The 22,093-nt window shown below is 72.5% G+C and carries 20 protein-coding genes; 9 read left to right on the forward strand and 11 right to left on the reverse strand.

Annotation, left to right across the window (positions count from 1 at the left end; all coding sequences use genetic code 11):
* Positions 1-4: 4 nt before the first annotated feature.
* The 3 genes from GTY67_RS05005 to GTY67_RS05015 form a co-directional block, all read right to left on the reverse strand.
* On the reverse strand, positions 5-1,411 hold the full coding sequence (locus GTY67_RS05005; RefSeq protein WP_161277903.1) for a citrate:proton symporter: 1,407 nt from the start codon (positions 1,409-1,411) through the stop codon (positions 5-7).
* Positions 1,412-1,562: 151 nt separating this feature from the next.
* Positions 1,563-3,746, reverse strand: a complete 2,184-nt coding sequence (locus GTY67_RS05010; protein ID WP_161277904.1) for a molybdopterin-dependent oxidoreductase — start codon at positions 3,744-3,746, stop codon at positions 1,563-1,565.
* Positions 3,747-3,900: 154 nt separating this feature from the next.
* Positions 3,901-4,512, reverse strand: coding sequence for a TetR/AcrR family transcriptional regulator (locus GTY67_RS05015; RefSeq protein WP_161277905.1), 612 nt, complete (start codon positions 4,510-4,512; stop codon positions 3,901-3,903).
* A gap of 173 nt (positions 4,513-4,685) precedes the next feature.
* Between GTY67_RS05015 and hmgA the strand changes: the two genes are divergently transcribed.
* The 4 genes from hmgA (at position 4,686) to GTY67_RS05035 (ending at position 9,765) form a co-directional block, all read left to right on the forward strand.
* Complete coding sequence (gene hmgA / locus GTY67_RS05020) at positions 4,686-6,005, forward strand: homogentisate 1,2-dioxygenase (RefSeq protein WP_161277906.1); 1,320 nt, start codon at positions 4,686-4,688, stop codon at positions 6,003-6,005.
* 62 nt (positions 6,006-6,067) lie between these two features.
* Positions 6,068-6,931, forward strand: a complete 864-nt coding sequence (locus tag GTY67_RS05025) for a GntR family transcriptional regulator (RefSeq protein WP_176727328.1) — start codon at positions 6,068-6,070, stop codon at positions 6,929-6,931.
* 321 nt (positions 6,932-7,252) lie between these two features.
* Positions 7,253-8,500, forward strand: coding sequence for a type ISP restriction/modification enzyme (locus tag GTY67_RS05030; protein WP_161279954.1), 1,248 nt, complete (start codon positions 7,253-7,255; stop codon positions 8,498-8,500).
* Positions 8,501-8,568: 68 nt separating this feature from the next.
* Positions 8,569-9,765, forward strand: coding sequence for a CaiB/BaiF CoA-transferase family protein (locus GTY67_RS05035; protein WP_161277907.1), 1,197 nt, complete (start codon positions 8,569-8,571; stop codon positions 9,763-9,765).
* A gap of 113 nt (positions 9,766-9,878) precedes the next feature.
* Here the strand turns inward: GTY67_RS05035 and GTY67_RS05040 are convergent, their stop codons facing one another.
* Complete coding sequence (locus GTY67_RS05040) at positions 9,879-10,142, reverse strand: hypothetical protein (RefSeq protein ID WP_026242095.1); 264 nt, start codon at positions 10,140-10,142, stop codon at positions 9,879-9,881.
* Between the two features lie 242 nt (positions 10,143-10,384).
* Positions 10,385-11,194, reverse strand: a complete 810-nt coding sequence (locus GTY67_RS05045; RefSeq protein ID WP_161277908.1) for an SGNH/GDSL hydrolase family protein — start codon at positions 11,192-11,194, stop codon at positions 10,385-10,387.
* Between the two features lie 257 nt (positions 11,195-11,451).
* Between GTY67_RS05045 and GTY67_RS05050 the strand changes: the two genes are divergently transcribed.
* On the forward strand, positions 11,452-12,546 hold the full coding sequence (locus tag GTY67_RS05050) for a DUF5925 domain-containing protein (protein WP_161277909.1): 1,095 nt from the start codon (positions 11,452-11,454) through the stop codon (positions 12,544-12,546).
* A 173-nt stretch (positions 12,547-12,719) separates the two neighbouring features.
* On the opposite strand, the gene GTY67_RS05055 is transcribed toward GTY67_RS05050, so the two are convergent.
* Complete coding sequence (locus tag GTY67_RS05055; RefSeq protein ID WP_093685873.1) at positions 12,720-13,094, reverse strand: GntR family transcriptional regulator; 375 nt, start codon at positions 13,092-13,094, stop codon at positions 12,720-12,722.
* 97 nt (positions 13,095-13,191) lie between these two features.
* Between GTY67_RS05055 and GTY67_RS05060 the strand changes: the two genes are divergently transcribed.
* Positions 13,192-14,112, forward strand: coding sequence for a GNAT family N-acetyltransferase (locus GTY67_RS05060; RefSeq protein ID WP_161277910.1), 921 nt, complete (start codon positions 13,192-13,194; stop codon positions 14,110-14,112).
* Entirely contained in the window at positions 14,093-14,605 is a 513-nt protein-coding gene (locus GTY67_RS05065) for a DUF402 domain-containing protein (protein ID WP_093685871.1), read from the forward strand. The genes GTY67_RS05060 and GTY67_RS05065 overlap by 20 nt, the downstream gene beginning before the upstream one ends.
* A 43-nt stretch (positions 14,606-14,648) precedes the next feature.
* On the opposite strand, the gene GTY67_RS05070 is transcribed toward GTY67_RS05065, so the two are convergent.
* The 4 genes from GTY67_RS05070 to GTY67_RS05085 are packed head-to-tail and all read right to left on the reverse strand — an operon-like array spanning position 14,649 to position 19,244.
* Positions 14,649-16,142, reverse strand: coding sequence for a trifunctional class I SAM-dependent methyltransferase/NUDIX hydrolase/VOC family protein (locus GTY67_RS05070; RefSeq protein WP_161279955.1), 1,494 nt, complete (start codon positions 16,140-16,142; stop codon positions 14,649-14,651).
* A 13-nt stretch (positions 16,143-16,155) separates the two neighbouring features.
* Positions 16,156-17,691: a tripartite tricarboxylate transporter permease gene (locus tag GTY67_RS05075; RefSeq protein WP_161277911.1), complete on the reverse strand. Its 1,536-nt coding sequence runs from the start codon at positions 17,689-17,691 to the stop codon at positions 16,156-16,158.
* A 3-nt stretch (positions 17,692-17,694) separates the two neighbouring features.
* Positions 17,695-18,228 carry a tripartite tricarboxylate transporter TctB family protein gene (locus GTY67_RS05080; RefSeq protein ID WP_256062074.1) on the reverse strand — a complete coding sequence of 178 codons (534 nt, stop codon included), beginning with the start codon at positions 18,226-18,228 and terminating at the stop codon, positions 17,695-17,697.
* Positions 18,229-18,260: 32 nt separating this feature from the next.
* Positions 18,261-19,244 carry a tripartite tricarboxylate transporter substrate binding protein gene (locus GTY67_RS05085; RefSeq protein ID WP_161277912.1) on the reverse strand — a complete coding sequence of 328 codons (984 nt, stop codon included), beginning with the start codon at positions 19,242-19,244 and terminating at the stop codon, positions 18,261-18,263.
* A gap of 148 nt (positions 19,245-19,392) precedes the next feature.
* On the opposite strand from GTY67_RS05085, the gene GTY67_RS05090 reads away from it, so the two are divergent.
* Positions 19,393-20,046: a response regulator gene (locus tag GTY67_RS05090; RefSeq protein ID WP_202461713.1), complete on the forward strand. Its 654-nt coding sequence runs from the start codon at positions 19,393-19,395 to the stop codon at positions 20,044-20,046.
* Between the two features lie 37 nt (positions 20,047-20,083).
* Here the strand turns inward: GTY67_RS05090 and GTY67_RS05095 are convergent, their stop codons facing one another.
* On the reverse strand, positions 20,084-20,596 hold the full coding sequence (locus GTY67_RS05095; RefSeq protein ID WP_093685867.1) for a hypothetical protein: 513 nt from the start codon (positions 20,594-20,596) through the stop codon (positions 20,084-20,086).
* Between the two features lie 357 nt (positions 20,597-20,953).
* Here GTY67_RS05095 and GTY67_RS05100 point away from each other — a divergent pair, with 357 nt between their 5' ends.
* Positions 20,954-22,024, forward strand: coding sequence for a lytic polysaccharide monooxygenase (locus GTY67_RS05100; RefSeq protein WP_161277913.1), 1,071 nt, complete (start codon positions 20,954-20,956; stop codon positions 22,022-22,024).
* Positions 22,025-22,093: the final 69 nt, after the last annotated feature.

Below are 22,093 nucleotides of genomic sequence, written 5' to 3' on the forward strand. Positions count from 1 at the left end.
TCCATCAGATCGTGCCGAACAGGATGCCCGCCCCCAGCACCACCAGCGACGTCAGCACCGCCCACTTGACGGTGAACCGGGTGTGGTCGCCGAACTCCACCTTCGCCATGCCGACCAGGACGTACACGGCCGGGACCAGCGGCGAGGACATGTGCAGCGCCTGGCCGGCCAGGGAGGCGCGGGCGATCTCCAGCGGCGAGACGCCGTGGGCGGCACCGGCCTCGGCGAGGACGGGGACGACACCGAAGTAGAAGCCGTCGTTGGACATGAAGTAGGTGAGCGGCAGGCTGAGCAGCCCGGTGACGATGGCCATGTGCGGGCCCATCGCGTCGGGGACGGCCCCGACCACCCAGTCGGCCATGTTCTCGACCATACCCGTGCCGGTGAGGACGCCGGTGAAGACGGCGGCGGCGAAGACCATGCCGGAGACGTTGAGGACGTTGTCGGCGTGGGCGGCGATCCGGGCCCGCTGGTCGGGCATGTGGGGGAAGTTGACGGTGAGGGCGAGGGCGGCGCCGAGGAGGAAGAGGACCGGGATCGGCATCAGGTCCATGATCATGGCGGTCAGCAGGGCCACGGTGAGACCGGCGTTGAACCAGTAGAGCTTGGGCCGCAGCGTGGACCGGTTCGGGTCGAGGCCCTGGAACTCGTCCTCGTCCTCGTCATCCGTGAGATCCGCCGAGCCGGTCCCCGAGGTGGCGGGGCCCTTGCGCAGCAGGTCCTCGCCGCCCGTACCGCCGCCCGCCCCCGCGAGGACGGTCTCCGGCTCCCGTACCAGCGCCTCGTCCAGCGTGAGCATGCCCAGGCGCTTGCGCTCGCGCAGACCCAGCACGTACGAGAGGAGGAAGACGGCGAGCAGTCCGACGGCCAGCGCCGGGATCATGGGGACGAAGATCTCGGAGGCGTCCAGCTTGAGCGCGGTCGCGGCGCGGGCCGTGGGGCCGCCCCAGGGCAGGGTGTTCATGACGCCGTTCGCCGTGGCCGCCACACCGGTCATGACGACCAGGCTCATCTTGAGCCGTTTGTAGAGCGGATACATCGCCGAGACGGTGATCATGAAGGTGGTGGAGCCGTCACCGTCCAGCGAGACGATCGCGGCGAGCACCGCCGTACCGACGACGATCCGCATCGGGTCCGCCTTGCAGAACCGCAGGATGGCCCGGACGACCGGGTCGAAGAGGCCGACGTCGATCATCACGCCGAAGTAGACGATGGCGAACATCAGCATGGCGGCGGTCGGCGCCAGGTTGCCGACGCCGTCGATGACGTAGTCGCCGAGCTTCGCTCCCTGCCCGACGGCGACACAGAAGAGTGCGGGGATCAGTACCAGCGCCGCGATCGGCGACATCTTCTTCGTCATGATCAGGACCAGGAAGGTCGCGATCATGGCGAAGCCGAGGATTGTCAGCATGGGGGATACCTAACGTTCATCCTTGAACTCCCACCGGTCTCGGCGGTCGGTCCGGACGACGTTAGGGGCCTCCTCGAAGAGTTAACAAGACGTTGACGCGTGAGCAATACGAGCAAAACCCCAGGTCAACGCGGTGGTGTTACGGGGAGGGTTACGGAGACGGGGTCACGGTCACCGGAATCGCGTTCAGCACGGCGGTGCCGGAGAGCGGGTCCAGGAGGGTGCCGTCCAGGAGCTGGTTCACGTTCGCGCCGGGGTGGGCGGCGGCGACCGCCATGCGGGTCCCGGGGCGGCTGTGGCCCCAGCCGTGCGGGAGGCTCACCACCCCGCTGCGTACGGTGTCCGTGATCTCGGCAGGGGCCTCGATCCCGCCGCCCGCCGACTCGATCCGTACGGTGGCCCCGTCCGCCAGTCCGAGCCGGGCCGCGTCGTCGGGGTGGATCTGGAGGGTGCAGACGTTGGACCCGCCGCTGAGCGAACCGACGTTGTGCATCCAGCTGTTGTTGGACCGCAGATGGCGGCGGCCGACGAGGACGAGCGGGGCGGGCCGGTCCCCCAGCGCCCGGCGCAGGCGGGGCAGGTCTGCGGCGATCGGAGCGGGGAGCAGTTCGATGCGGCCGGAGCGGGTGCGCAGGATCTCCGGGACGCGCGGCTTCAACAAACCAAGATCGATGCCGTGCGGGTGGGCGAGGAGCTGCTCCAGCGTCAGACCGTACGGGCCGAGCCGCAGCATCAGGTCGAGGCGGCGTTCGGGGCCGGTGCGGCCGGTGAGTTCGTCGGCCAGCTCCTTGGGGGCGCCCGCCTTGGTGATCGCGGTGGTGATGGCGAGGTCGTCGACGGCGGAGGGCGGGGCGCCGTGCATCCCGCTCACCGCGAGGATCAGCCGGGCGTGGATCTCGCTCTCGTCCATCCGCCCGTCCTCCAGGGGGACGGGGGCCGGGGTATAGCGGACCTGGTTGTGCACGGCGAAGGAGTTGAACGCGAAGTCGAAGTGGGCGCTCTGCGAGGGCGGCGGCGGGGGCAGCACGACATCCGCGTGGCGGGAGGTCTCGTTGAGGTACGGGTCGACGCTGACCATGAAGTCGAGGTGGCCGGAGAGCGCCGCGTCCAGCCGGTCGCCGTCGGGCGCGGAGAGGACGGGGTTGGCGGCGAGCACGACCAGGGCCCGGATGCGGCCCTCCCCCGGGGTCTCGATCTCCTCGGCCAGGGCAGCGGTGGGCAGTTCGCCCTTGGCCTCGGGGTGGCCGGAGACCCGGGAAGCCCAGCGGCCCAGGGCGAAGCCCTTGCCGGGGGCGGCGGGTCGGGGTCCCCGGGCCGTCGCCGAAAGGGGGAACAGCGCGCCGCCGGGGCGGTCGAGGTTGCCGGTGAGGATGTTGAGGACGTCCACCAGCCAGCTGGCGAGGGTGCCGTGCTCCACGGTGCAGCTGCCGATCCGCCCGTAGACGGCGGCGGTCGGCGCGGCGGCCAGTTCCCGGGCGAGGGCGGTGATGGTGGCCGCCTCCACATCGCAGGCGGCAGCGACCGCGTCCGGGGTGAAGTCGGCGAGGGCGGCGGCGAGTTCGTCCGTCCCCTCCAGGTGGTCGGCGAGCGGGCCGGGGTCGGTGAGCTTCTCCTCGAACAAGACATGGGCCATCGCGGCGAGCAGCAGGGCGTCGGCCCCCGGCCGGATCGCCACATGCCGGTCGGCGAGGCGGGCGGTCCGGGTGCGGCGCGGGTCGATGACGGTGAGGGTGCCGCCGCGCCTGCGCAGCGCCCGGAGGCGGCCGGGGAAGTCGGGGGCCGTACAGAGGCTGCCGTTGGACTCCAGCGGGTTGGCGCCGATCAGGAGGAGGTGGTCGGTGCGGTCGAGATCCGGTACGGGGATGGCGTTGGCGTCACCGAAGAGCAGCCCGCTGGAGACGTGCTTGGGCATCTGGTCCAGGGTGCTCGCCGTGAAGACGTTGCGGGTGCGCAGGGCGGCGAGGAGCAGGGGCGGGTAGAGGGCGCCCGCCATGGTGTGGACGTTGGGGTTGCCGAGGACCACCCCGACGGCCTGCGGGCCGTGGGCCTCGACCAGGGCGGGTATGCGGGCGGCGATACGGTCGAACGCCTCGCTCCAGGCCGCCTCCCGCAGCTCCCCGTCCCCGCCCCTCACGAGCGGGACGCGCAGCCGGTCGGGGTCGGCGTCCAGGCCGCCGAAGGACGCCCCCTTGGGGCAGATGAACCCCCGGCTGAAGATGTCGTCGCGGTCGCCGCGCGCTCCGGTGACGGTGGTTCCCTCGATGGTGAGGGTGAGGCCGCAGGTGGCCTCGCAGAGGGGGCAGATACGCGGTGCGGTACGGGATGCGTGGGACATGGGCCCTCCCCGGGGCGGTGGCGGTGGCGGCGCCGGCCGCGGTGAGGGCGGTGACGGCGCTGGCAGCACCGCGAGCATACCGACCGGTACGCATGGCGGGGAGGTGCTGGAGGGCAGGCACTTGGCAGCCACCTCCCCCCGCGCCCCGCCCCCCTCAGTCCAGGATCTGCGCGAGGTACGCCCGTACCAGCGTCCGGGTCTCGGCCACGATCGCCGGATCCCCCGCGGGGTCCGTACGGAAGGCGAGCTGGAGCAGCGCGTCGGCGGCCTCGACGCTGACCAGGATGGCCCGCAGCAGTTCCGGGCCGGGGTGGCGGCCGAGGTGTCCGGCGAGGAGTTCGGTGAGGCGGCCCGCGAGGCGGCGGTTGGCGTCGTCCGAGGTGTCCTCGGCGGGCGACGGGGGCCCGAAGTCGACCAGGGCGAAGCCGGGCACGGTCCGCTTCATCGCGAGGTACTCGTCCAGCACCGCGTCGATGGCTCCGCGCCAGTCGTCGGCGGGGAGAGAGCCGAGCCGGTCGGTGATGCGCTCGGCGTAGAGGTCCAGGTTGCGCAGCGCCAGGGCGTCGACGAGGGCCCGCTTGTTGGAGAAGAAGCGGTAGACGGAGCCGATGGGCACCTCGGCGCGCGAAGCGACGTCGCGGGTGGAGAGCTGCTCGTAACCGGTCTCGTCGAGGAGTCCGGCGCAGGCGTCGAGTATCCGGGCGAGCCGGTCGGCGCTGCGCTGCTGTACGGGGGCGCGGCGGAGATTCGGGTTCGGGTGGGGCACGGACCCATGATGCCGTGCACCTTCCCGGGGCCGTCCGCAAGCCCCCCGGGCGCCGACCGACACCCCGAATGGCGTGATCCAGGCCGTTGACGCGCCCGCCTCCTATTCCTACGGTGTCCTATAGGATTCGTTGTCCGGCGGATCCAAGGCTTTACGGTCACCGGGAGTGCGGGATGAGCGGCATCGAGCAGGCGAGGAAGACGGCGGAGGGGCTGACGTACTCCTCCGGTTTCGGCAACGAGCACAGCTCGGAGGCGGTTGCGGGGGCGCTGCCGCACGGCCGCAACTCACCCCAGCGCGCCCCCCTCGGGCTCTACGCCGAGCAGTTGAGCGGCTCCGCCTTCACCGAGCCCCGCGCCGACAACCGCCGCTCCTGGCTCTACCGGATCCGCCCCTCCGCCGCACACCCGGCCTTCACCCGGACCGACAACGGCAACCTGCGGACGGCACCCTTCACCGAGTCCGTGCCGGACCCGAACCGGCTCCGCTGGAACCCGCTCCCCGACCCCGCGCCCGGCACGGACTTCGTCGGCGGGCTGTGGACCCTGGGCGGCAACGGTGACGCCGCCCAGCGGACCGGCATGGCGGTCCACCTCTACCACGCCAACTCCTCCATGACCGACCGGGTGTTCAGCGACTCCGACGGCGAGCTGCTGATCGTCCCGGAGCGCGGCGGGCTGCTGCTCCGCACCGAACTGGGCCTGCTGCGCGCCGAACCGGGCCATGTCGCGCTGATCCCGCGCGGGGTCCGCTTCCGGGTGGAGCTGCTGGAGGAGAGCGCGCGCGGGTACGTCTGCGAGAACTACGGCCGCCCGTTCGTGCTCCCGGACCTCGGGCCGATCGGCGCCAACGGGCTGGCCCACGCACGGGACTTCCTGGCCCCGGTCGCCGCGTACGAGGACGAGGACCGGCCGGTGGAGGTGGTCAACAAGTTCTGCGGGAACCTCTGGTCGGCGACGTACGACCACTCGCCCCTCGACGTGGTCGCCTGGTACGGCACCCACGCCCCGTACGTCTACGATCTGCGCCGCTTCAACGTCATCGGGTCGATCAGCTACGACCACCCCGACCCTTCGATCTTCACGGTGCTGACCTCGCCGTCGGACACCCCCGGCCTGGCCGGTGTCGACTTCGTCGTCTTCGCGCCGCGCTGGCTGGTCGGCGAGGACACGTTCCGGCCGCCGTACTTCCACCGGAACGTGATGAGCGAGTACATGGGGCTGATCGACGGCGCGTACGACGCGAAGGCCGACGGTTTCGTCCCCGGTGGCGGCTCGCTGCACAACATGATGTCGGCCCACGGACCGGACCGGGAGACCTTCGACCGGGCGAGCGCGGCGGAGCTGAAGCCGCAGAAGATCGAGGACGGCCTGGCCTTCATGTTCGAGACCCGCTGGCCGATCATCTCGACCCCGCAGGCGGCCGGGGCCGACCATCTTCAGCGCGGTTACGACGACGTGTGGCAGGGTCTGAGCCGCAACTTCCGGCCGTAGAGAGCTGCTGCGGAGACGGGCCGGGCGGCCGGAGGGGCCCGGAGGGACGGGACGGGGACGACGTGACAGAGAGCCATGAGACGACGACTGCCGAGGCGGGGCCTGCCGAGGCGGGCACACCCGGTGACGCGGTGGAACGGGCGGGGGCAGGGGTGACCCCCGTCGGCCGGGCGCACCCGCCCGCCTTCGCGCCCGACTCGCTCGTCCTCAACCGGAAGCTGCCGCTCTGGTACCAGGTCTCCCAGTCGCTGCGGGCCTCCATACTTGGCCGCCCGCGGGACGCCTCCCTCCGGCTGCCCACCGAGGAGCAGTTGGCCGCCCACTACGGGGTCAGCGTGCTCACGATGCGCCAGGCGCTGAAGGAGCTGGAGACGGAGGGGCTGATCAGCCGGCACCGGCGGCGCGGCACGTTCATAGAGCCGCGCGCCCGGCGGGTCTCCCCGGTCCGGCTGCTGGGCTCGGTCGACGCGATCGTGGCCCAGCAGTCCGGGGAGCCGACGACGGTTCTCGGCCACGGTGCGGTGGCGGTGCCGGGCGATCTCGCCGAGTTCTTCCCGGACTGCGGCGAGGTGGTCAGCTACCGGCGGCTGCGCCGCGACGGCGAGAGCGGTGAGCCGACCAACTGGGCGGAGAACGCGGTACGCCCCGACATCGCCGCCCGCATCGACGTGGCCGACCTCGAACGCTGGCCGATGACCAAGGTCCTGCGGGATGTCGTCGGCGTCCGCATCTCCCGGATCACCGACACGGTGGAGGCCCGGCTCGCCGACCCGGTCACCGCCGAACTGCTCCAGGTCCCGCTGCTCAGCCCGATCCTGCACTACACGGGCGTGACGTACGACGAGGAGGGACGCGTGGTGGATGTGGCCCGCATCCGCTACCGGGGCGACCGGTTCTCGTTCTCCGTGACGGTGGAGGCGCACTAGGGCCTGTCGTCAAACTGCCGTCGTCGCCCGAAGGGCGGCCGCGCGGCGTCCGGTGCGTGCGATCGCAAGGCGCCGGAATGGCCTCGTAGCGGAGCTACTTGGCCATTTCGGCAACGCCGCGAGCGGGCGTGCCGGGCGTCGCACGGCAGACGGCAGTTCGACGACAGGCCCTAGGGGGCGCCTGCCCCCGCCGTTACGATGCGAACGGTGACGGCGGGCAGGGCCGGACGGGAGCGGCGGACACGGGAGGACGGCTCGGTGGCAGCGCGCAGGACCACGGGGGCGGGGGCGGCGACGGCGGCCGGACCGGGCGAGGACACGGTGTCCGTGGAGCTGGACGAGCTGATGCCGTGGTCGGTACGCCCCCTGCGAACCGGCCGCTCCTGGGTGAGCGGCCCCGATCCCGCCGCGCTCCGCGCCCGTTGGGAGCGGCTGGCCGCCGCCGAGGGCGCCGAGCAGGAGCGGCTGTTCCGCCCGAGCCGCTCCCGTACGCCGCACACCCCGGTCGCCGCGCTGCCCGGCCGGTCCACCACCGGCACCGGCGCCGGGACCGCCGCAGGCACCGGCCGCTTCGCCCGCGAACCGGGCGCCTGCCCCGACCCCGTACGCATCCTGCACGGCCCGTTCGACGAGCAGTGGCTGCTCCCCGACCACCGGCTGATCGACGCGGCCCGCCCGGAGCTATGGCGGGTGGGCGACGAGCGGCAGCTCTTCGCGGTCGAACACGGTTACGTCCCCCAGGCCGACGGGCCAGCCCTGTCGGTGACCCATCTGCTCCCCGACGGGCACTCCCCCGCCGGGCGCCCGGGCCGGATCCGGCCGCTGTACCGGCGGCCCGACGCCACCGACCCCAACCTGGCGCCCGGCCTGCTGGACGTGCTGCGTACGCGGCTGGGGCCGGAGGTGGCGCCCGAGTCCGTACTGGCCTGGATCCTGGCCGCCGCTCTGCCCTCCCCGTCCGGCTGCCGGGTCCCGCTGCCCGCCGACGCCGAGGTGTGGGCGGCCGGGGTGGAGCTCGGCCGGGAGTTGACGCGGGTGCAGCTGCGGGGAGCCAGGGGCGGGGAGCGGCCCCGGCTGCCGGGCGGGCGCAGGCCCTACGTACGGGCGGCGCTCCCGGCCCGGCCCACCGGGATCGTGTACGACGCGGAGGCCGAGGCCCTGGTGATCGGCGATGGCCGGATCTCGCCGGTGGACGCGGGGGCGTGGGAGTTCACGGTGAGCGGCGTACGGGTGCTGGAACTCTGGTTCGAGCGCCGGGCGGCGGCAGCGGTGGGCACCCTCCCGGAGGGCGCGGAGGCGGACGGGCTGGACGCGGTCGGGGCGCGCGGGTGGACCCCGGAGTGGACCTCGGAGCTGCTGGAGCTCGTCTCCGTACTGACGCTGCTGGACGGTCTGCGGCCCCGGCAGGCGGCGTTGCGGGCCCGGCTGGAGCGGGCCGAGGTGCCCCTGATCTCCCGGGACGAGCTACGGGCGGCCGGGGTGCTGCCGGTCCCGGCGGCGGTACGGCGGCCCGCCTCGGTGCTGGGCCACCAGGAGGAGGGGCCGGAGGGGCAGTTCGCGCTGCTGTGAGCCTGCTCTGAGCCTGCCGTGAGGGGCGGGAGTGGCAGATGGGCCGGTCAACAAGGTAAGCACGGGCCATGAACACATCGCCACTCCCCCTCGACGGCATCACCGTGGTGGCCGTCGAACAGGCCGTCGCCGCCCCCTTCGCCACCCGCCAGCTCGCCGATCTCGGGGCCAGGGTCATCAAGGTGGAGCGCCCGGACGGCGGCGATTTCGCGCGCGGCTACGACACGGCGGCGCGCGGTCTCGCCTCGCACTTCGTCTGGTGCAACCGGGGCAAGGAGTCCCTGGCGGTGGATCTGAAGGACCCGCGCGGTCTCGCGGTGGTGCGTGAACTCGTCGCCGGGGCCGATGTGTTCGTGCAGAACCTGGCCCAGGGCGCGGCGGCCCGGCTGGGGCTGGACGCCGCCACGCTCTGTGCGGCGCACCCGAGGCTGGTGGCCGTGGACATCTCCGGTTACGGGGAGAGCGGACCGTACGCCCACAAGCGGGCCTACGACATGCTCGTGCAGTGCGAGGCGGGCCTGGTCTCCGTCACCGGGACGGCTGAGCAGCCGGTGAAGGCGGGCATCCCGGCGGCGGACATCGCGGCGGCCATGTACGCGTTCTCCGGGGCGCTGGCGGCGCTGGTCCGGCGGGGTACGACCGGACGGGGCGGGCCGGTGGAGGTCTCCATGCTGGACGCGCTGGCCGAGTGGATGGGCCACCCGCTGCACCAGGGGATGCACGGGGCCCCGCCCCCGCCGCGTACGGGGCTCGCGCACTCGGTGATCGCCCCGTACGACGCCTACGGCACGGCCGACGGCGAACAGGTGCTGCTCTCCGTGCAGAACGACCGGGAGTGGCGGCGGCTCGCCGAACAGGTTCTCGTACGGCCCGAGTTGGCCGACGATCCGGAGTTCGCGACGAACACCGCGCGCACGGCGAACCGGAAGCGGACCGACGAGGTGGTGGGGCGGGCGCTGGGGCGGCTGACGGGTCGGGAGGCGCTGGACGCGCTGGAGGCGGCGGGGATCGCCTGTGCCCGGCTGAACACGGTGGCCGATGTGGCGGCGCACCCGCAGCTGGCGGCGCGGGACCGGTGGCGGGAAGTGGAGTCACCGGTCGGGCCGTTGCGGGCGCTGCTGCCGCCGATCACGCTGCCGGGCGGCCCGGAACCTCGGATGGGTGCCGTACCGGCGCTGGGTGAACACACCGATGCGCTGCTGCGGGCCCTGGGGATGACGGACGAACAGGCATCGGTGCTGCGCCGGGACGGGGTGATCGCCTGAGCCACCCCATGAGGCGGGAAGCCTCAGGGGGTGGGCCGCCCCGAGCGGTGGGCCGGCCCAGTGGTTGACGCGGCGTCGGTCGAGAGACGCTGCCGAATCGACCCTGGCGTCGGTCAGTGGCGGCTGCCGAAGAGCGAACGCCGCAGTCGCCGCAGCGGGGCGAAGAGCGACACACGGGCGCTCCTGCTCCGGCGGGTGTGCGCGGCATCACGCGAGGTCAGCTCGCGCATCAGCAGCGTCGCTTCCGCCGACTCGCGCTGCGGGACGACAGGGCCGCCGAGCACCGCGAGATGGCGGTCGAGGCGCGTACTGGTCGCACCGCTTCCGCATGTGATGGCAGGCACTCGCGGCCTGCTCCGCACCGTTATCTGTTCCATGTCACTCCCCACCCGTACGAGGGCACCCGGTCCGGGCAGGTTAACCCTATCGCCCCACGGTGACACACGGGTATCCCGCCCACAGGATCGAGCACACACATACGGAGGTTGACGACCAGTTACCGAATCCGCCCGATTCCAGGGCGACTTCGGACAGTTCGGATGGCCTGTTCGATGGAGCGGGAGGCCCGGACAGCCGGGGCCCCCCGCCCAGCGGGACGGATGGCGGCGCAACTCGCCTGTCAGGCCGCCGAGTTGAAGACGGGCAGATAGCCGCCCGACTGTCCGGCGGCGGTGGGGTGGTAGGACTCGCCGATGTTGAGCCAGTTCACGCTGTGCAACCACGAGTTGCTGGAGCAGATCTCGTGCCCGGTGAAAGTCGCCCTGACGTCACCGAAGGTGAAGCCGTGGTCGGCGGCGCGCTTGGCGGTGGCGGCGTTGAGGTGGTCGGAGGCGCCGTTGATGGCGGAGCGCTCCTTCTCGCTGAGGCCGGCCACGCAGCTGCCGCCGAGTTGGTAGAAGCGGGGGTAGCCGAGGACGACGACCCGGGCGGAGGGGGCCTTGGCCTTGATGGCGGAGTACACGGAGTCCAGCCGGGCGGGCAGGGTCGAGTCGACGTAGGCGCGGGCGGTGGCGATGCGGTTGAGGCAGGTGGCCTCGGACTGGAGGACACAGGTCGTCATGACGTCGGCGAAACCCGCGTCATTGCCGCCGATGGAGATCGAGACGAGATCGGTGGAGGCGTTGAGCGGCCCGAGCTGGCTGCTCGTGACGTCGTTGGTGCGGGCGCCGGAGCAGGCGGTGAAGGCGAAGCTGGAGGGGGAGTTGGCGTTGGCCCAGAGCCGGGGGAAGGCGCGGGTGCTGCGCTTGCAGTCGCCGCTGGAGCTCTCGTAGCTGCCGGCGCCGACGCCGGAGGAGTACGAGTCGCCGAGGGCGACGTAGTCGACGGCCTGGGCGGAGGAGTCGGCGTTCGCGATCCCCGCACCGGTCAGGGCGAGGGCGGCACCGAGGAGGAGCGAGGACGAGAACGCCACGAGTCTGGACATTTTCATGGGGGGACTCCTTGAGCAGGGGTAACTGCGTTACTCCGTAGTAGCAGCGCACCCACTTCTCTGGAAGTGTTCATGCCAAAAATAAGTGACGAGTGCTTCCGCCCGCCCCCAGGAGTTCAACGCACGCGCCTTGACGCGCCGGTGTCGTGGGGTCACCTCCGGCGTGCGTACGGTGACGGGTCGTCGGCAGGGAACGGGGATGCCGGGCCGGTGAAACCCGGGTGCGTGGGGTGGCCCCGTGCCGGATCATGGGCGCCATGTCTGCCAACCCCGAGTCCGCTCTGCCGATCCGGCTCACCGTCGACGACAGCGACTCCCCCTCCGACGTCGTCGACGCGCTCTTCCTCGGCCGCTTCGCGACGGGCGAGCAGCCCTACTCCCACAGCTCCTCCCTCGACCGGGTCAAGGCCGCGGCGACCCTGCTGCCCCCGCACGCCTCGGTGCTGCGGGCCGCCCGTGACGACGACCGCAGCGCCACCCTGGCCGAGGGCGACGGCTGGACCCTGCTGGTCTCGCGGTGGAACCGGGGCGCGGACGTCACCGTCACCGCGACCAGCCCCGAGCTGGCGGAGAAGATCCTCGGGCAGGCGACCGACGGCGCCCAGGACGAGCCGGAGCCGCAGCCCGACAACGTGACCATGGGCTTCTGGTACGTCTCCCCGCGCCGCGGCCCGTACCGCACCACCCGGCAGATCAGCGCCGGCAGCTGGGACGAGGTGCGCCCCAACTACACCGCCCCGGTGGCCGATGCCATGGACCGGCTGATGAAGGTCACCCCGGACGACATCGCGGGGAGGCTGCTCCTGCTCCACGGGCCGCCCGGCACCGGCAAGACCTCCGCGCTGCGCACCCTGGCCCGCTCCTGGCGCGACTGGTGCCAGGTCGACTGCGTACTGGACCCGGAGCGGCTCTTCAACGACGTCGGCTATCTGATGGACATCGCGATCGGCGAGGACGACGGCACGGCGAAGGGCCGGTGGCGGCTGCTGCTCCTGGAGGACTGCGACGAGCTGATCCGGGGCGAGGCCAAGCACACGGCGGGCCAGGCGCTGTCCCGGCTGCTGAACCTGACGGACGGTCTGCTCGGCCAGGGCCGGAACGTGCTGGTGGGGGTCACCACCAACGAGGACCTGGAGCGGCTGCACCCGGCGGTCGTCCGGCCGGGGCGCTGCCTGGCCCGGATCGAGGTGGGCCCGCTGACCCGCCAGGAGTCGGTGGCCTGGCTGGGCACGGAGGAGGGCGTGAGCCGGGAGGGCAGCTCGCTCGCGGAGCTGTACGCGCTGCGCCGGGGCATCGGCCCCGCGTCGGTGCCGAAGCAGGACGCGGGGGCGGACGCGGGGCTGTATCTGTAGCCGTACGGGGGTGGGCGCCTGGAGCCGGTACGGGGGTGGGTGCGGGGTCCGCGGTCGGTACGGGAGCAGGCCCGAGGCATGGGGGCGCGCTCGGGCACGGGGCGGCGGGCTCGGGGCACGCGGCGCGTGAGGGAGGCGGGGCGGGCCCGGGGCGCGCGAGGGGGCGGGTCCGCTCAGCGCGCGTACGCCGCCCGGACCGCGTCCTGGGCGAGCGACAGCGCCCGGTCCCGGGGCAGCCCGAGCCGCTGGGCGGCCTCCGCGTAACTCTGCGCGGCGGCGGCCGCCTTCTGCTCGGCCGCTCCCCCGGCGGCCGCGACGAAGGTCCCGTTGCGGCCCCGGGTCTCGATCACCCCATCCGCCTCCAGGGCGCGATAGGCCTTGGCCACGGTGTTGGCGGCGAGGCCCAGCTCCTCGGCGTAGCCGCGTACGGTCGGGAGGCGGTGGCCGACCGGGAGCACGCCGGAACGGGCCAGTTCGGAGAGCTGGGTGCGCAGTTGCTCGTACGGGGCGATGCCGGAGTCCGGGTCCAGGACGATCTTCTCAGTCACGGGCTTCTCAGTCACCGGCCGATTGTCCCCCACGGGCGCCGCCACGGCGGGAAAAAGGGGAGGCGGTCGCGGCGGGGCCGCGCGTAACCTCCGCCGCATGACTGTGATTGTGCGCGATTTCCGGCCGTCCGATGCGGAGGCGTGGACCCGCGTCCGGCGGGCGGCGGTCCCCTACCTGGTGTCCACGCCCGAGCAGGTGACCCACGATCTGGCCCACGCCCATCCGGACCGGCACTACCGGCTGCTGGTGGCGGAGCGGGACGGCGAGGTCGTCGGCACCGCACAGGCCGGGATCGCCCACGACAGCCCGGAGCCGGGACAGGGCTTCTGCACCCCGCATGTGCTTCCCCGCCACACCGGCCGCGGGGCGGGTTCACTGCTGCTGAGCACGGCGGAGGAACATCTGGCGCAGGCCGGGGCCACGGTCGTGCACGCCTGGGTGCTGGACACGCCGGAGAGCCTGGGGTTCGCCCGCGCCCGGGGCTACCGGCCGGGCCGCTCCGCCCACTTCCAGCACCTGGACCTGGCGGGCGGCGCCCTGCCCCCGCTCCAGGAGGTCCCGGCGGGCGTGGAGCTGAGACCGGGGGCCGACTTCGCCGACGATCCCCGGCCGCTCTTCGCGGCGGACGCCGAGGTGACGCGGGACGAGCCGAGCGACATCCCCACCGCGCTGGACGACTACGAGGACTGGCTGACGAACACCTGGCGCCACCCGACCTTCGACGCCGCCCTGACCACGGTGGCCCTGGTGGACGGTCAGGTGGCGGCCTTCAGCGCGGCCGGCACCGACGGGACCCGGACGTACTCCAGCAACATGACCGGCACCCTGCGGGCCTTCCGGGGGCGGGGTCTGGCCAAGCTGGCGAAGAACGACTCGCTGCACCGGGCGCGGGCGGCCGGATACACGGACGCCTACACCGCCAACGACACGGGCAACAGCCCGATGCTGGCCATCAACAAGTGGTTCGGCTACACCGTCTGCGCCACGGAGGTCCGCCATGCCCGCACCCTCGGCTGAGCCCCGCGCACCGCGCTCCAAGGGCCTGGTGGTCACGTTGACCAAAGCGGGCCGCACCAAGATCAGATACCCGGCGGAGCTGGTCCGCGACGACGGCACCCGCGTCACCGTCCGGGCGCCCTGGGCCGCGCCCGGGGTACGGGACTTCGGCTTCGTCCGGTTCGAGCCGGGCGATGTCTTCACCGAGCACTACTGGCGGGACCGGTGGTTCGCGGTGAAGGAGGTCCGCACCGGTGACGGCGAGCTGAAGGGCTGGTACTGCGACATCACCCGCCCCGCGGTCCTGGCCGACGGGGTGCTGGCGGTCGAGGACCTGGACCTGGACCTGTGGGTGTCGGCGGACGGCTCGTGCGTACTCCGGCTGGACGAGGACGAGTTCGAGGCGAGCGGCCTGGCCGCCCGCGACCCGGAGGCGGCGGGTTCGGCGGCCCGGGCTCTGGACGAGCTGGAGCGGCAGGCCAGGGCGGAGGGGCTGACGGGACTGTTGGCCTGACCTCCTTCCCCCCTCCCCCCACCCCCACCGCCAACCAGGCGCTTCAGGGGCGGGGCGTGGACCTTACGACCAGCTCCACCTCGTACCCCGCCTCGTCCTCCAGATAGGCGGCGCAGTGGCCCTCACCCCCGGCGTACGGGTGGCGGTCGGGGTGGAGCAGCCGCCAGCCGTACGAGGGGGCCTCGGCCGTCAGGGCGTCCAGCGTGGCCCGGTCCGCGACGTGGAACGCCAGGTGGTTGAGGCCGGGGCGGCGGCGGTCGTGGTGGTCGGCGGAGAGATCGGGGGACTGCTCCACGACCACGTAACTCTCACCGCGCCGCCAACTGCGGCCGTCCGCCCAGCGCTGGTACGGAAGGTGGCCCAGCCGGGTCAGCAGCCAGCCCCAACGGCGCTCCGCCCCCGCGAGGTCGGGCACCCACAACTCGATGTGGTGCACCCGGCCGGTCCGCTCGGCGGCGGGTGGCAGCGCCACAGCCCGGCCGGGGCCGTCGGGCCGGTGGGCGATCGGGTCGCCGTCCTCGTGCCAGTGGATCATGAAGTGCTCGCCCGCCCGGTAACCGTCCAGGCCCGCACGGCAGTACGCGACCATGTCGTCCGGCAGGGCGTCCAGCGGGAACCAGTCCAGCTCGGAGCACTTCTCCGGCTCCGCGTTGCGCGGCGGGTGCTCCGCGTCGTACTCCGCGACGAAGAACCAGCCCATCCGCGCCCCGCCACCGGGCCCCCGGTGCTGCATCACGAGCGCGACCCGCACCTCGTCCGGACCCAGGACGACACCGATCTCCTCGGCGGCCTCCCGGATCATCGCCTCGCGGACGTCCTCCCCGTCCTCCGCGTGGCCGGAGGGCAGGTGCAGCAGGCCGTCCGCGTAACCCGTGTTGGCGCGGCGGGCGAGCAGGACGTCCGGGCCGCGGCGCAGGATCAGGTGGACGTCGACGACCTCGGTGTGCCGGTGGGGCGGCTCGGCGCGGGCCACCAAGGCGTACCGCTCGTCGTCGACCTCCTTGCCCCACAGCCGCGCGTCACCGGCCAGGTCCTCATGGTGGACGCGCTCGGTGTGCGGAGCGAGCAGGGCGGTGGTCCGGGCGGCGGAGAGGCCGACCCCGCCCCAGACCCCTTCGATCAGGACCAGCCGCCCGCCGGGCTTCAGCAGCCCGAACCAATGGGCCAGGGCGGCCGCCGGATCGGGCAGCAGCCAGACGACATGCCGGGCCAGGATCACGTCGAACGCCCGCTCCCCCACCGGCGGCAGGCCCGCATCCCCGACCAGGACCTCGGCGCCGGTCCCGACGAGCTTGGCGCGGGCCAGCTCGGCCATCCTGGGCGAGCGGTCGACGGCGGTGACCCGATGTCCCTGGCCGGCGGCGAGCAGCGAGAGGCTCCCCGTACCGCACCCCAGGTCCAGCAGGTCACCGCGGGTGGCGGGCAGCCAGCTCTCCAGCCGCCCGGCCCACGCGTCGCGCACGGCGGGGTCGAGAAGCCCGTGGTCGGGCTCCTCGTCGAAGGATCCGGCCGCCGCGTCCCAGTCGATCGTCGTCATGCCGTCGATACTCTCAGCCACCAGTGACAGCGCCGGTTTTCCCGTTCTCCTTCTCCTGGTCGCCGCCCCGCCGCACGACGACCAGCCGGTACACCAGCGGCCAGACGAGGATCAGAGCCACGATCGCGTAAACGGTGATGGAGAACGGGGTGTCGACCAGCCCGGTCGCGCTGCCGTCGCTGATCTGGAGCGCGCGCCGCAGCTGCTGCTCGGCGGCCGGGCCGAGGATGACCCCGATGACGGCGGGGAGCACCGGCAGCCCGTAGCGCCGCATGCCGAACCCGATCAGGCCGATGACCAGGAGGATCACCAGGTCCAGGGACTCCCCGCCGACCGCGTACGCGCCGACGGCGGCGAAGAAGAGGATGCCCGCGTACAGATAGGGGCGCGGGATTCGCAGGAGCTTCGCCCAGACGGGGGCGAGCGGCAGGTTGAGGGCGAGCAGCAGCACCATGCCGACGAAGAGCGAGGCGATGAGGCCCCAGACCAGTTCCGGTTCGCGTTCGAACAGCAGGGGCCCGGGCTGGATCCCGTACTGCTGGAAGGCGGCGAGCATCACGGCGGCGACGGCGGTGGTGGGCAGGCCGAGGGTGAGCATCGAGACGAGGGTTCCGGCGGCGGAGGCGGAGGCCGCCGACTCCGGTCCGGCGACGCCTTCGATGGCCCCTTTGCCGAACTGGGCGCGGTGCTTGGAGAGCCGCTTCTCGGTGACGTAACTGAGGAAGGTGGGGATCTCCGCACCGCCCGCGGGTATCGCCCCGAACGGGAAGCCGATGAGCGGGCCGCGCAGCCAGGGCTTCCAGGTGCGGCGCAGGTCGGCCCGGCCGAGCCAGGGGCGCCCGACGGGGATCGCTTCCCCGGTCGTACGGCGCAGATGGGCGGCGACCCAGAGGGCCTCGCCGATCGCGAAGAGGCCGACCGCGACGATCACCACGTCGACCCCGTCGGCGAGTTGGAGCGAGCCGAAGGTGAGGCGCTGCTGCCCGGTCATCTGGTCGAGGCCGACCAGTCCGATGGTGAGGCCGATGAGCAGGGAGGCCAGGCCCCGGATGCGGGAGGCGCCGAGGACGGAGGTGACGGCGATGAAGGCCAGCACCATGATCGCGAAGTAGTCGGGCGCTCCGATGCCGATGGCGAGGGAGGCGACGGTCGGCGCGAGGACGACCAGCAGGATCGTGCCGATCATGCCGCCCGCGAAGTGGCCGATCGCGGCTGCGGCCAGCGCCTGGGCGCCGCGTCCGGCCTTCGCCATCGGGTTGCCCTCGATCGCGGCGACCACGGCGGCGCTCTCGCCGGGGGTGTTGAGGAGGATCGAGGTGGTGGAGCCGCCGAACATCGCGCCGTAGTAGATCCCGGCGAACATGATGAACGCGCCGGTCGGGTCGAGTCCGTACGTCACCGGGAGCAGCAGGGCCACCGCCATGGCGGGCCCGATGCCGGGCAGCACACCGATGGCGGTGCCGAGCAGGACACCGAGCGCGGCCCAGAGCAGGTTGGCCGGCGTGAGCGCCGTACCGAAGCCGTCGAGGAGGGAGTTGAGGGAGTCCATCGGTCAGATCACTCCCATCAGCGGGCCGCCCGGGAGGGGGACGCCGAGCAGGTTGTCGAAGAGGAAGTAGGTGGCGAGGGAGAGGACGGCGGCGATGAGCGGATCGCGGTCGTGGTGGCGGCTGCCGAGGGCGTAGGCGGAGCCCCAGAAGAGCAGCGCCCCGGCGATCGGGAAGCCGAGCGGGCCGATGAGGACGGCGGCGGCGAGGAAGACACCGCTGAGCAGGAGGACGGTGCGCCAGTCGGCGGGCTCGTCCAGATCGACGTCCTCACCGCCCTCGGCCTCACCGCGTCCGCCGCGCAGGACGTCGACGGCGAGGAGGACGGCGACCAGGAGGAGCGCGGAGCCGACGACGAAGGGGACGGTACGGGGGCCGATGGGGCCGCGCTGGGCGATGTCGACGCTCATGGTGAGGGCGTCGGTGAGGACCAGGGCGCCGATGGCCAGGAGGAGGACGCAGATGCCTAGTTCGGAGTGGTCGCGGAGCCAGGAGCGGGTGGTGGTGTCGTGCTCCGGGGCGGGCGTTGCGGGGTCCACAGGTTCCGCGGTGGGGCCTTCGGGTCCGACGGTCACAGCCCCAGCTCCTTCAGCACGGTGGCGACGCGCCGGTCCTGCTCGGCGAGGAAGTCCCCGAAGGGCTCACCGGCGAGGAAGGCGTCGTCCCAGCCGTTCTTCTCCATCGACTCCTGCCACTCCTTCGACGCGTGCAGCTTGGTGATCAGGCCGATGAGCTTGGTGCGTTCGGCGTCGGAGAGGCCGGGCGGGGCGACGATGCCGCGCCAGTTGGTGAACTCGGTGTCGAGTCCGGCCTCGCGCAGGGTGGGCGCGTCCATGCCGGGCACCCGCTTCGGGCCGGTGACGGCGAGCAGGCGCAGTTCGCCGGCCTCGATCTGGTCGCGGTACTCACCGAGGCCGGAGACGCCGAAGCCGACCTTGTTGCCGAGGACGGAGGCGAGAAGCTCACCGCCGCCGTCGAAGGGGACGTAGTTGACCGCTTTGGGGGCGATCCCGGCGGCCTGCGCCATGAGCATGGGAGCGAGGTGGTCGGGCCCGCCGGGCGACGATCCGCCACCCACCGGCACGGCGGCCGGGTTCTTCTTCCAGGCCGCAAGCAGTTCACCGATGGTGCGGTACGGGGAGTCCTTACCGACAACCACGATGTCCGGCTCCTCGGTGAGCCGGGCGATGGGGGTGGTGTCGGCGAGGGTGCTCGGGGACCTGTTGGTGTGGACGGCGCCGACGACGCCGAGGCCCATGGAGAGGGCGAGCTTGCCGTTGCCGTGCTCGCCGACGAGCCGGGTCAGGCCGACCGTGCCGCCGGCTCCGGGGAGGTTGAACACCTCGATGTTGTGGGTGAGTCCGGCGTCCTCGGCGTTCTTGGCCATGGTGCGGGCGGTGATGTCGTAGCCGCCGCCGGGGGTGTTGGGGACCATGAAGCGGAGCCCGGGGATCTGGGTGCCGGTGTCGGAGCCGTCGCCCGTGGCGAGCAGGGGCGGGCCCACGAGCACCAACAGGGCGGCTCCGAGCAGGGCGAGGGGGGTGCGTAGTCGCACGGGTTCCGCCTTTCGCTGTGAAGTGGCCCACATGTTGCCCGCGCGTTAAGAACCTGTCTCTCTTCCGGAATCAACGGACGTTGTGGTCGTTGCGGTCGCGGCTTAGCGTGTCGGCGTGACGACGGTGCTGGTGGTGGACGACGACTTCATGGTCGCGAAATTGCACAGCCGCTACGTATCCGCAATGGACGGTTTCACGGTGGCCGGTGTGGCACACAACGGCGCCGACGCCCTGCGGGCGGCGGAGCGGCTGCGCCCCGACCTGGTGCTGCTGGACATCTACCTGCCGGACATGGACGGGATCGACGTCCTGCGCGCCCTGCGTACGGCGGAGGAGCGGGACGCCTCACGCCCCAGCGCGGACGCCCTGTTCATCACGGCGGCGAGGGACGCGGGGGTGATCCGGTCGGCGCTGCGGGCCGGGGCCCTGCACTACCTGATCAAGCCGTTCAGCCGGTCGGCCCTCCAGGAGCAGCTGCGCCATGTGGCTGCGCTCCGCACCCGCCTGGACGAGCTGGGCGAGGCGCGCCAGGAGGACGTGGACCAGATCTTCGGCCCCCGCCCACCCGGCTCCCGCGAACTCCCCAAGGGCCTGGCCGCCCCCACAGCAGACCTGGTCGAACGCACCCTGCGCGCCCGCCCCGAGGGCCTGTCCGCCTCGGAGTGCGCGGAGGCGGGCGCCCTGTCCCGGGTGAGCGCACGGCGCTACCTGGAACACTTCGTGGGCACGGGGCGGGCGGAGGTGACCTTGCGCTACGGGGGCACGGGCCGTCCGGAACGCCGCTACCGGTGGACGGCCTGACCCCCGGCGCCACGCCCCCACCCCTGTACGCCCACTCTCACCGCGTACCGCCGGCGCACCGCTCCTCCCAGGTGGACCGCACGAACTCATGGGCACGCCGGAAGCGGTGGTCCGGGTTCTCGGCGAGATCGACAGGCGCCTGGAGCGTCACGGCACGGCTGTCCTGGCGTATGAGCTGGATGAAGGTACGGGCGCTGGGGCCCATCCCCGTCTGCACGGTGGTGACGGTCCGTATCTCCTCCCACCGGCACAACCGCCGGCTGGGCCAGACCCCGGTGGTGACCCCGTCGTCATCGATACGGGTCCCTCCAGCGGCCTTACGCCACGAGTGCACCGCCCCGGCCATCACCGGCAGACAGACGAGAGCAGCCACCCACAACGGCAGAGCGGCATCGCTGCCCGCCCCCATGTACAGGGCGGTCAGGGCATAGGTCACCGTCCACCCTCCGGCGATCCACCGCCACAACCTGCGCTGCCCGGGCAGCACGGCGTACTCCAACGGCAGGCTCCCGCCCTCCGCCGCCTCGTGTTCACCCCAACGGTTCGTCATCTCCAGGCCCCCGCCCCCGTAACGCCTCGGCGTTTCCTCACGTGCTGCCGAGTATCACGCACAGCACTGACAACGGCCGTGGAGAGGCGGGGCCGGTGGACGTCCTGAACGCCGCTCGGACGCCGACCCCGCCAGCCGTGGGACGGCACCCGCCGACCAGTTCGGCGGACTTCGCTCCCGCTCTCAACGGCTCCCGTCTCAGCCCCCTCTTAGCCCCTCCTTAAAGCGACCATAAGGATCCCCTCCACCCCGTCCCAGCAGGGTTTTTCGCCCTTCCGAGCGGCTAGCTTGCTGATCGCCGGGACGGATTCAGGGCCCGGCGCCCCACCGTTGTGCCGCTTTGAAGGAGAACCCTCCATGACCGCTCGTCGCAAGGCCGCCGGGATCGTCGCCCTCGGCTTCGCACCGTTCGCGCTGGCCGGAATCACCGCTACTCCGGCGCTGGCCCACGGTTCGCTCACCGACCCGGTGAGCCGGGTGTCCGCGTGCTTCGCGGAGGGGCCGGAGAGTCCGGTGTCTGCGGCGTGCAAGGCGGCGGTGGCGGCGGGCGGGACGCAGGCGCTGTACGACTGGAACGGGGTGAACATCGCCAACGCGGCGGGCAAGCACCAGGAGTTGATCCCGGACGGCAAGCTGTGCAGCGCCGCCAATGACAAGTTCAAGGGTCTCGACCTGCCGCGCGCCGACTGGCCGGCCTCCCCCGTGAAGGCGGGCAAGCACACCTTCAAGTTCCGGGCCACGGCGCCGCACAAGGGCTCCTTCGAGCTGTACCTGACCAAGCCGGGCTATGACCCGACGAAGCCGCTGGCCTGGTCGGATCTGGAGGCCGAGCCCTTCGCCCAGGCCACCGATCCGGCACTGGTGGACGGTTCGTACGTGTTCGACGGGACCATCCCCGAGCGGGCCGGGCGGCAGCTGATCTACACCGTGTGGCAGCGCTCCGACTCGCCCGAGGCCTTCTACGCCTGCTCCGACGTGGTCTTCGGTGGTGGGTCGGGCGATGCCAGTGGTGGCGGTGGCGGTCAGGAGGAGAAGCCTGCGGGTGAGGCGCCGAAGCCTCAGGAGAGTGCGCCTGCTCCCGCCCCCTCCGCTCCCTCCGAGGACGCCATCACCGAAGGGGCCGAGAAGTCCTCCGTGGAGCACAACGGGCACGGCGACGACGACGCGAACACCAACGCGAAGGTCGACACCGCCGCCCCGGTCGCCGAGACCGAGGCCGACGCCGGTGCCGGTGACGATGCCGCCGAGGGCAACTCTCCGCAGGTCAACGCCGCCGGGCAGGGTGACGTGCTCGCCGAGACCGGTGGTTCGAGCAGCAGCACCTACCTCGCCATGGGCGGCGCCGCCGCGCTCGCCGTCGGTGCGGCCGTGCTGTTCTCCTCCCAGCGCCGCCGGGCCACCGCCTCCGGTGGTCGTCACGGCCGCTGACCCCACGCGTAGCAGGCCATGACACACGGGCTGAGGCCGCTGTCCGCCCCACCGGACAGCGGCCTCAGC

Origin of the sequence: Streptomyces sp. SID8374 (assembly GCF_009865135.1) — a bacterium.
Taxonomy (GTDB): domain Bacteria; phylum Actinomycetota; class Actinomycetes; order Streptomycetales; family Streptomycetaceae; genus Streptomyces.

Bases quoted from the DNA above. Each gene is read 5' to 3' on its own strand.
- GTY67_RS05005 (WP_161277903.1), bottom strand. From the start codon at position 1,411: ATGCTGACAATCCTCGGCTTCGCCATGATCGCGACCTTCCTGGTCCTG.
- GTY67_RS05010 (WP_161277904.1), bottom strand. From the start codon at position 3,746: ATGTCCCACGCATCCCGTACCGCACCGCGTATCTGCCCCCTCTGCGAG.
- hmgA (WP_161277906.1), top strand. From the start codon at position 4,686: ATGAGCGGCATCGAGCAGGCGAGGAAGACGGCGGAGGGGCTGACGTAC.
- GTY67_RS05035 (WP_161277907.1), top strand. From the start codon at position 8,569: ATGAACACATCGCCACTCCCCCTCGACGGCATCACCGTGGTGGCCGTC.
- GTY67_RS05040 (WP_026242095.1), bottom strand. From the start codon at position 10,142: ATGGAACAGATAACGGTGCGGAGCAGGCCGCGAGTGCCTGCCATCACA.
- GTY67_RS05045 (WP_161277908.1), bottom strand. From the start codon at position 11,194: ATGAAAATGTCCAGACTCGTGGCGTTCTCGTCCTCGCTCCTCCTCGGT.
- GTY67_RS05050 (WP_161277909.1), top strand. From the start codon at position 11,452: ATGTCTGCCAACCCCGAGTCCGCTCTGCCGATCCGGCTCACCGTCGAC.
- GTY67_RS05060 (WP_161277910.1), top strand. From the start codon at position 13,192: ATGACTGTGATTGTGCGCGATTTCCGGCCGTCCGATGCGGAGGCGTGG.
- GTY67_RS05065 (WP_093685871.1), top strand. From the start codon at position 14,093: ATGCCCGCACCCTCGGCTGAGCCCCGCGCACCGCGCTCCAAGGGCCTG.
- GTY67_RS05070 (WP_161279955.1), bottom strand. From the start codon at position 16,142: ATGACGACGATCGACTGGGACGCGGCGGCCGGATCCTTCGACGAGGAG.
- GTY67_RS05075 (WP_161277911.1), bottom strand. From the start codon at position 17,691: ATGGACTCCCTCAACTCCCTCCTCGACGGCTTCGGTACGGCGCTCACG.
- GTY67_RS05090 (WP_202461713.1), top strand. From the start codon at position 19,393: ATGGTCGCGAAATTGCACAGCCGCTACGTATCCGCAATGGACGGTTTC.
- GTY67_RS05095 (WP_093685867.1), bottom strand. From the start codon at position 20,596: ATGACGAACCGTTGGGGTGAACACGAGGCGGCGGAGGGCGGGAGCCTG.
- GTY67_RS05100 (WP_161277913.1), top strand. From the start codon at position 20,954: ATGACCGCTCGTCGCAAGGCCGCCGGGATCGTCGCCCTCGGCTTCGCA.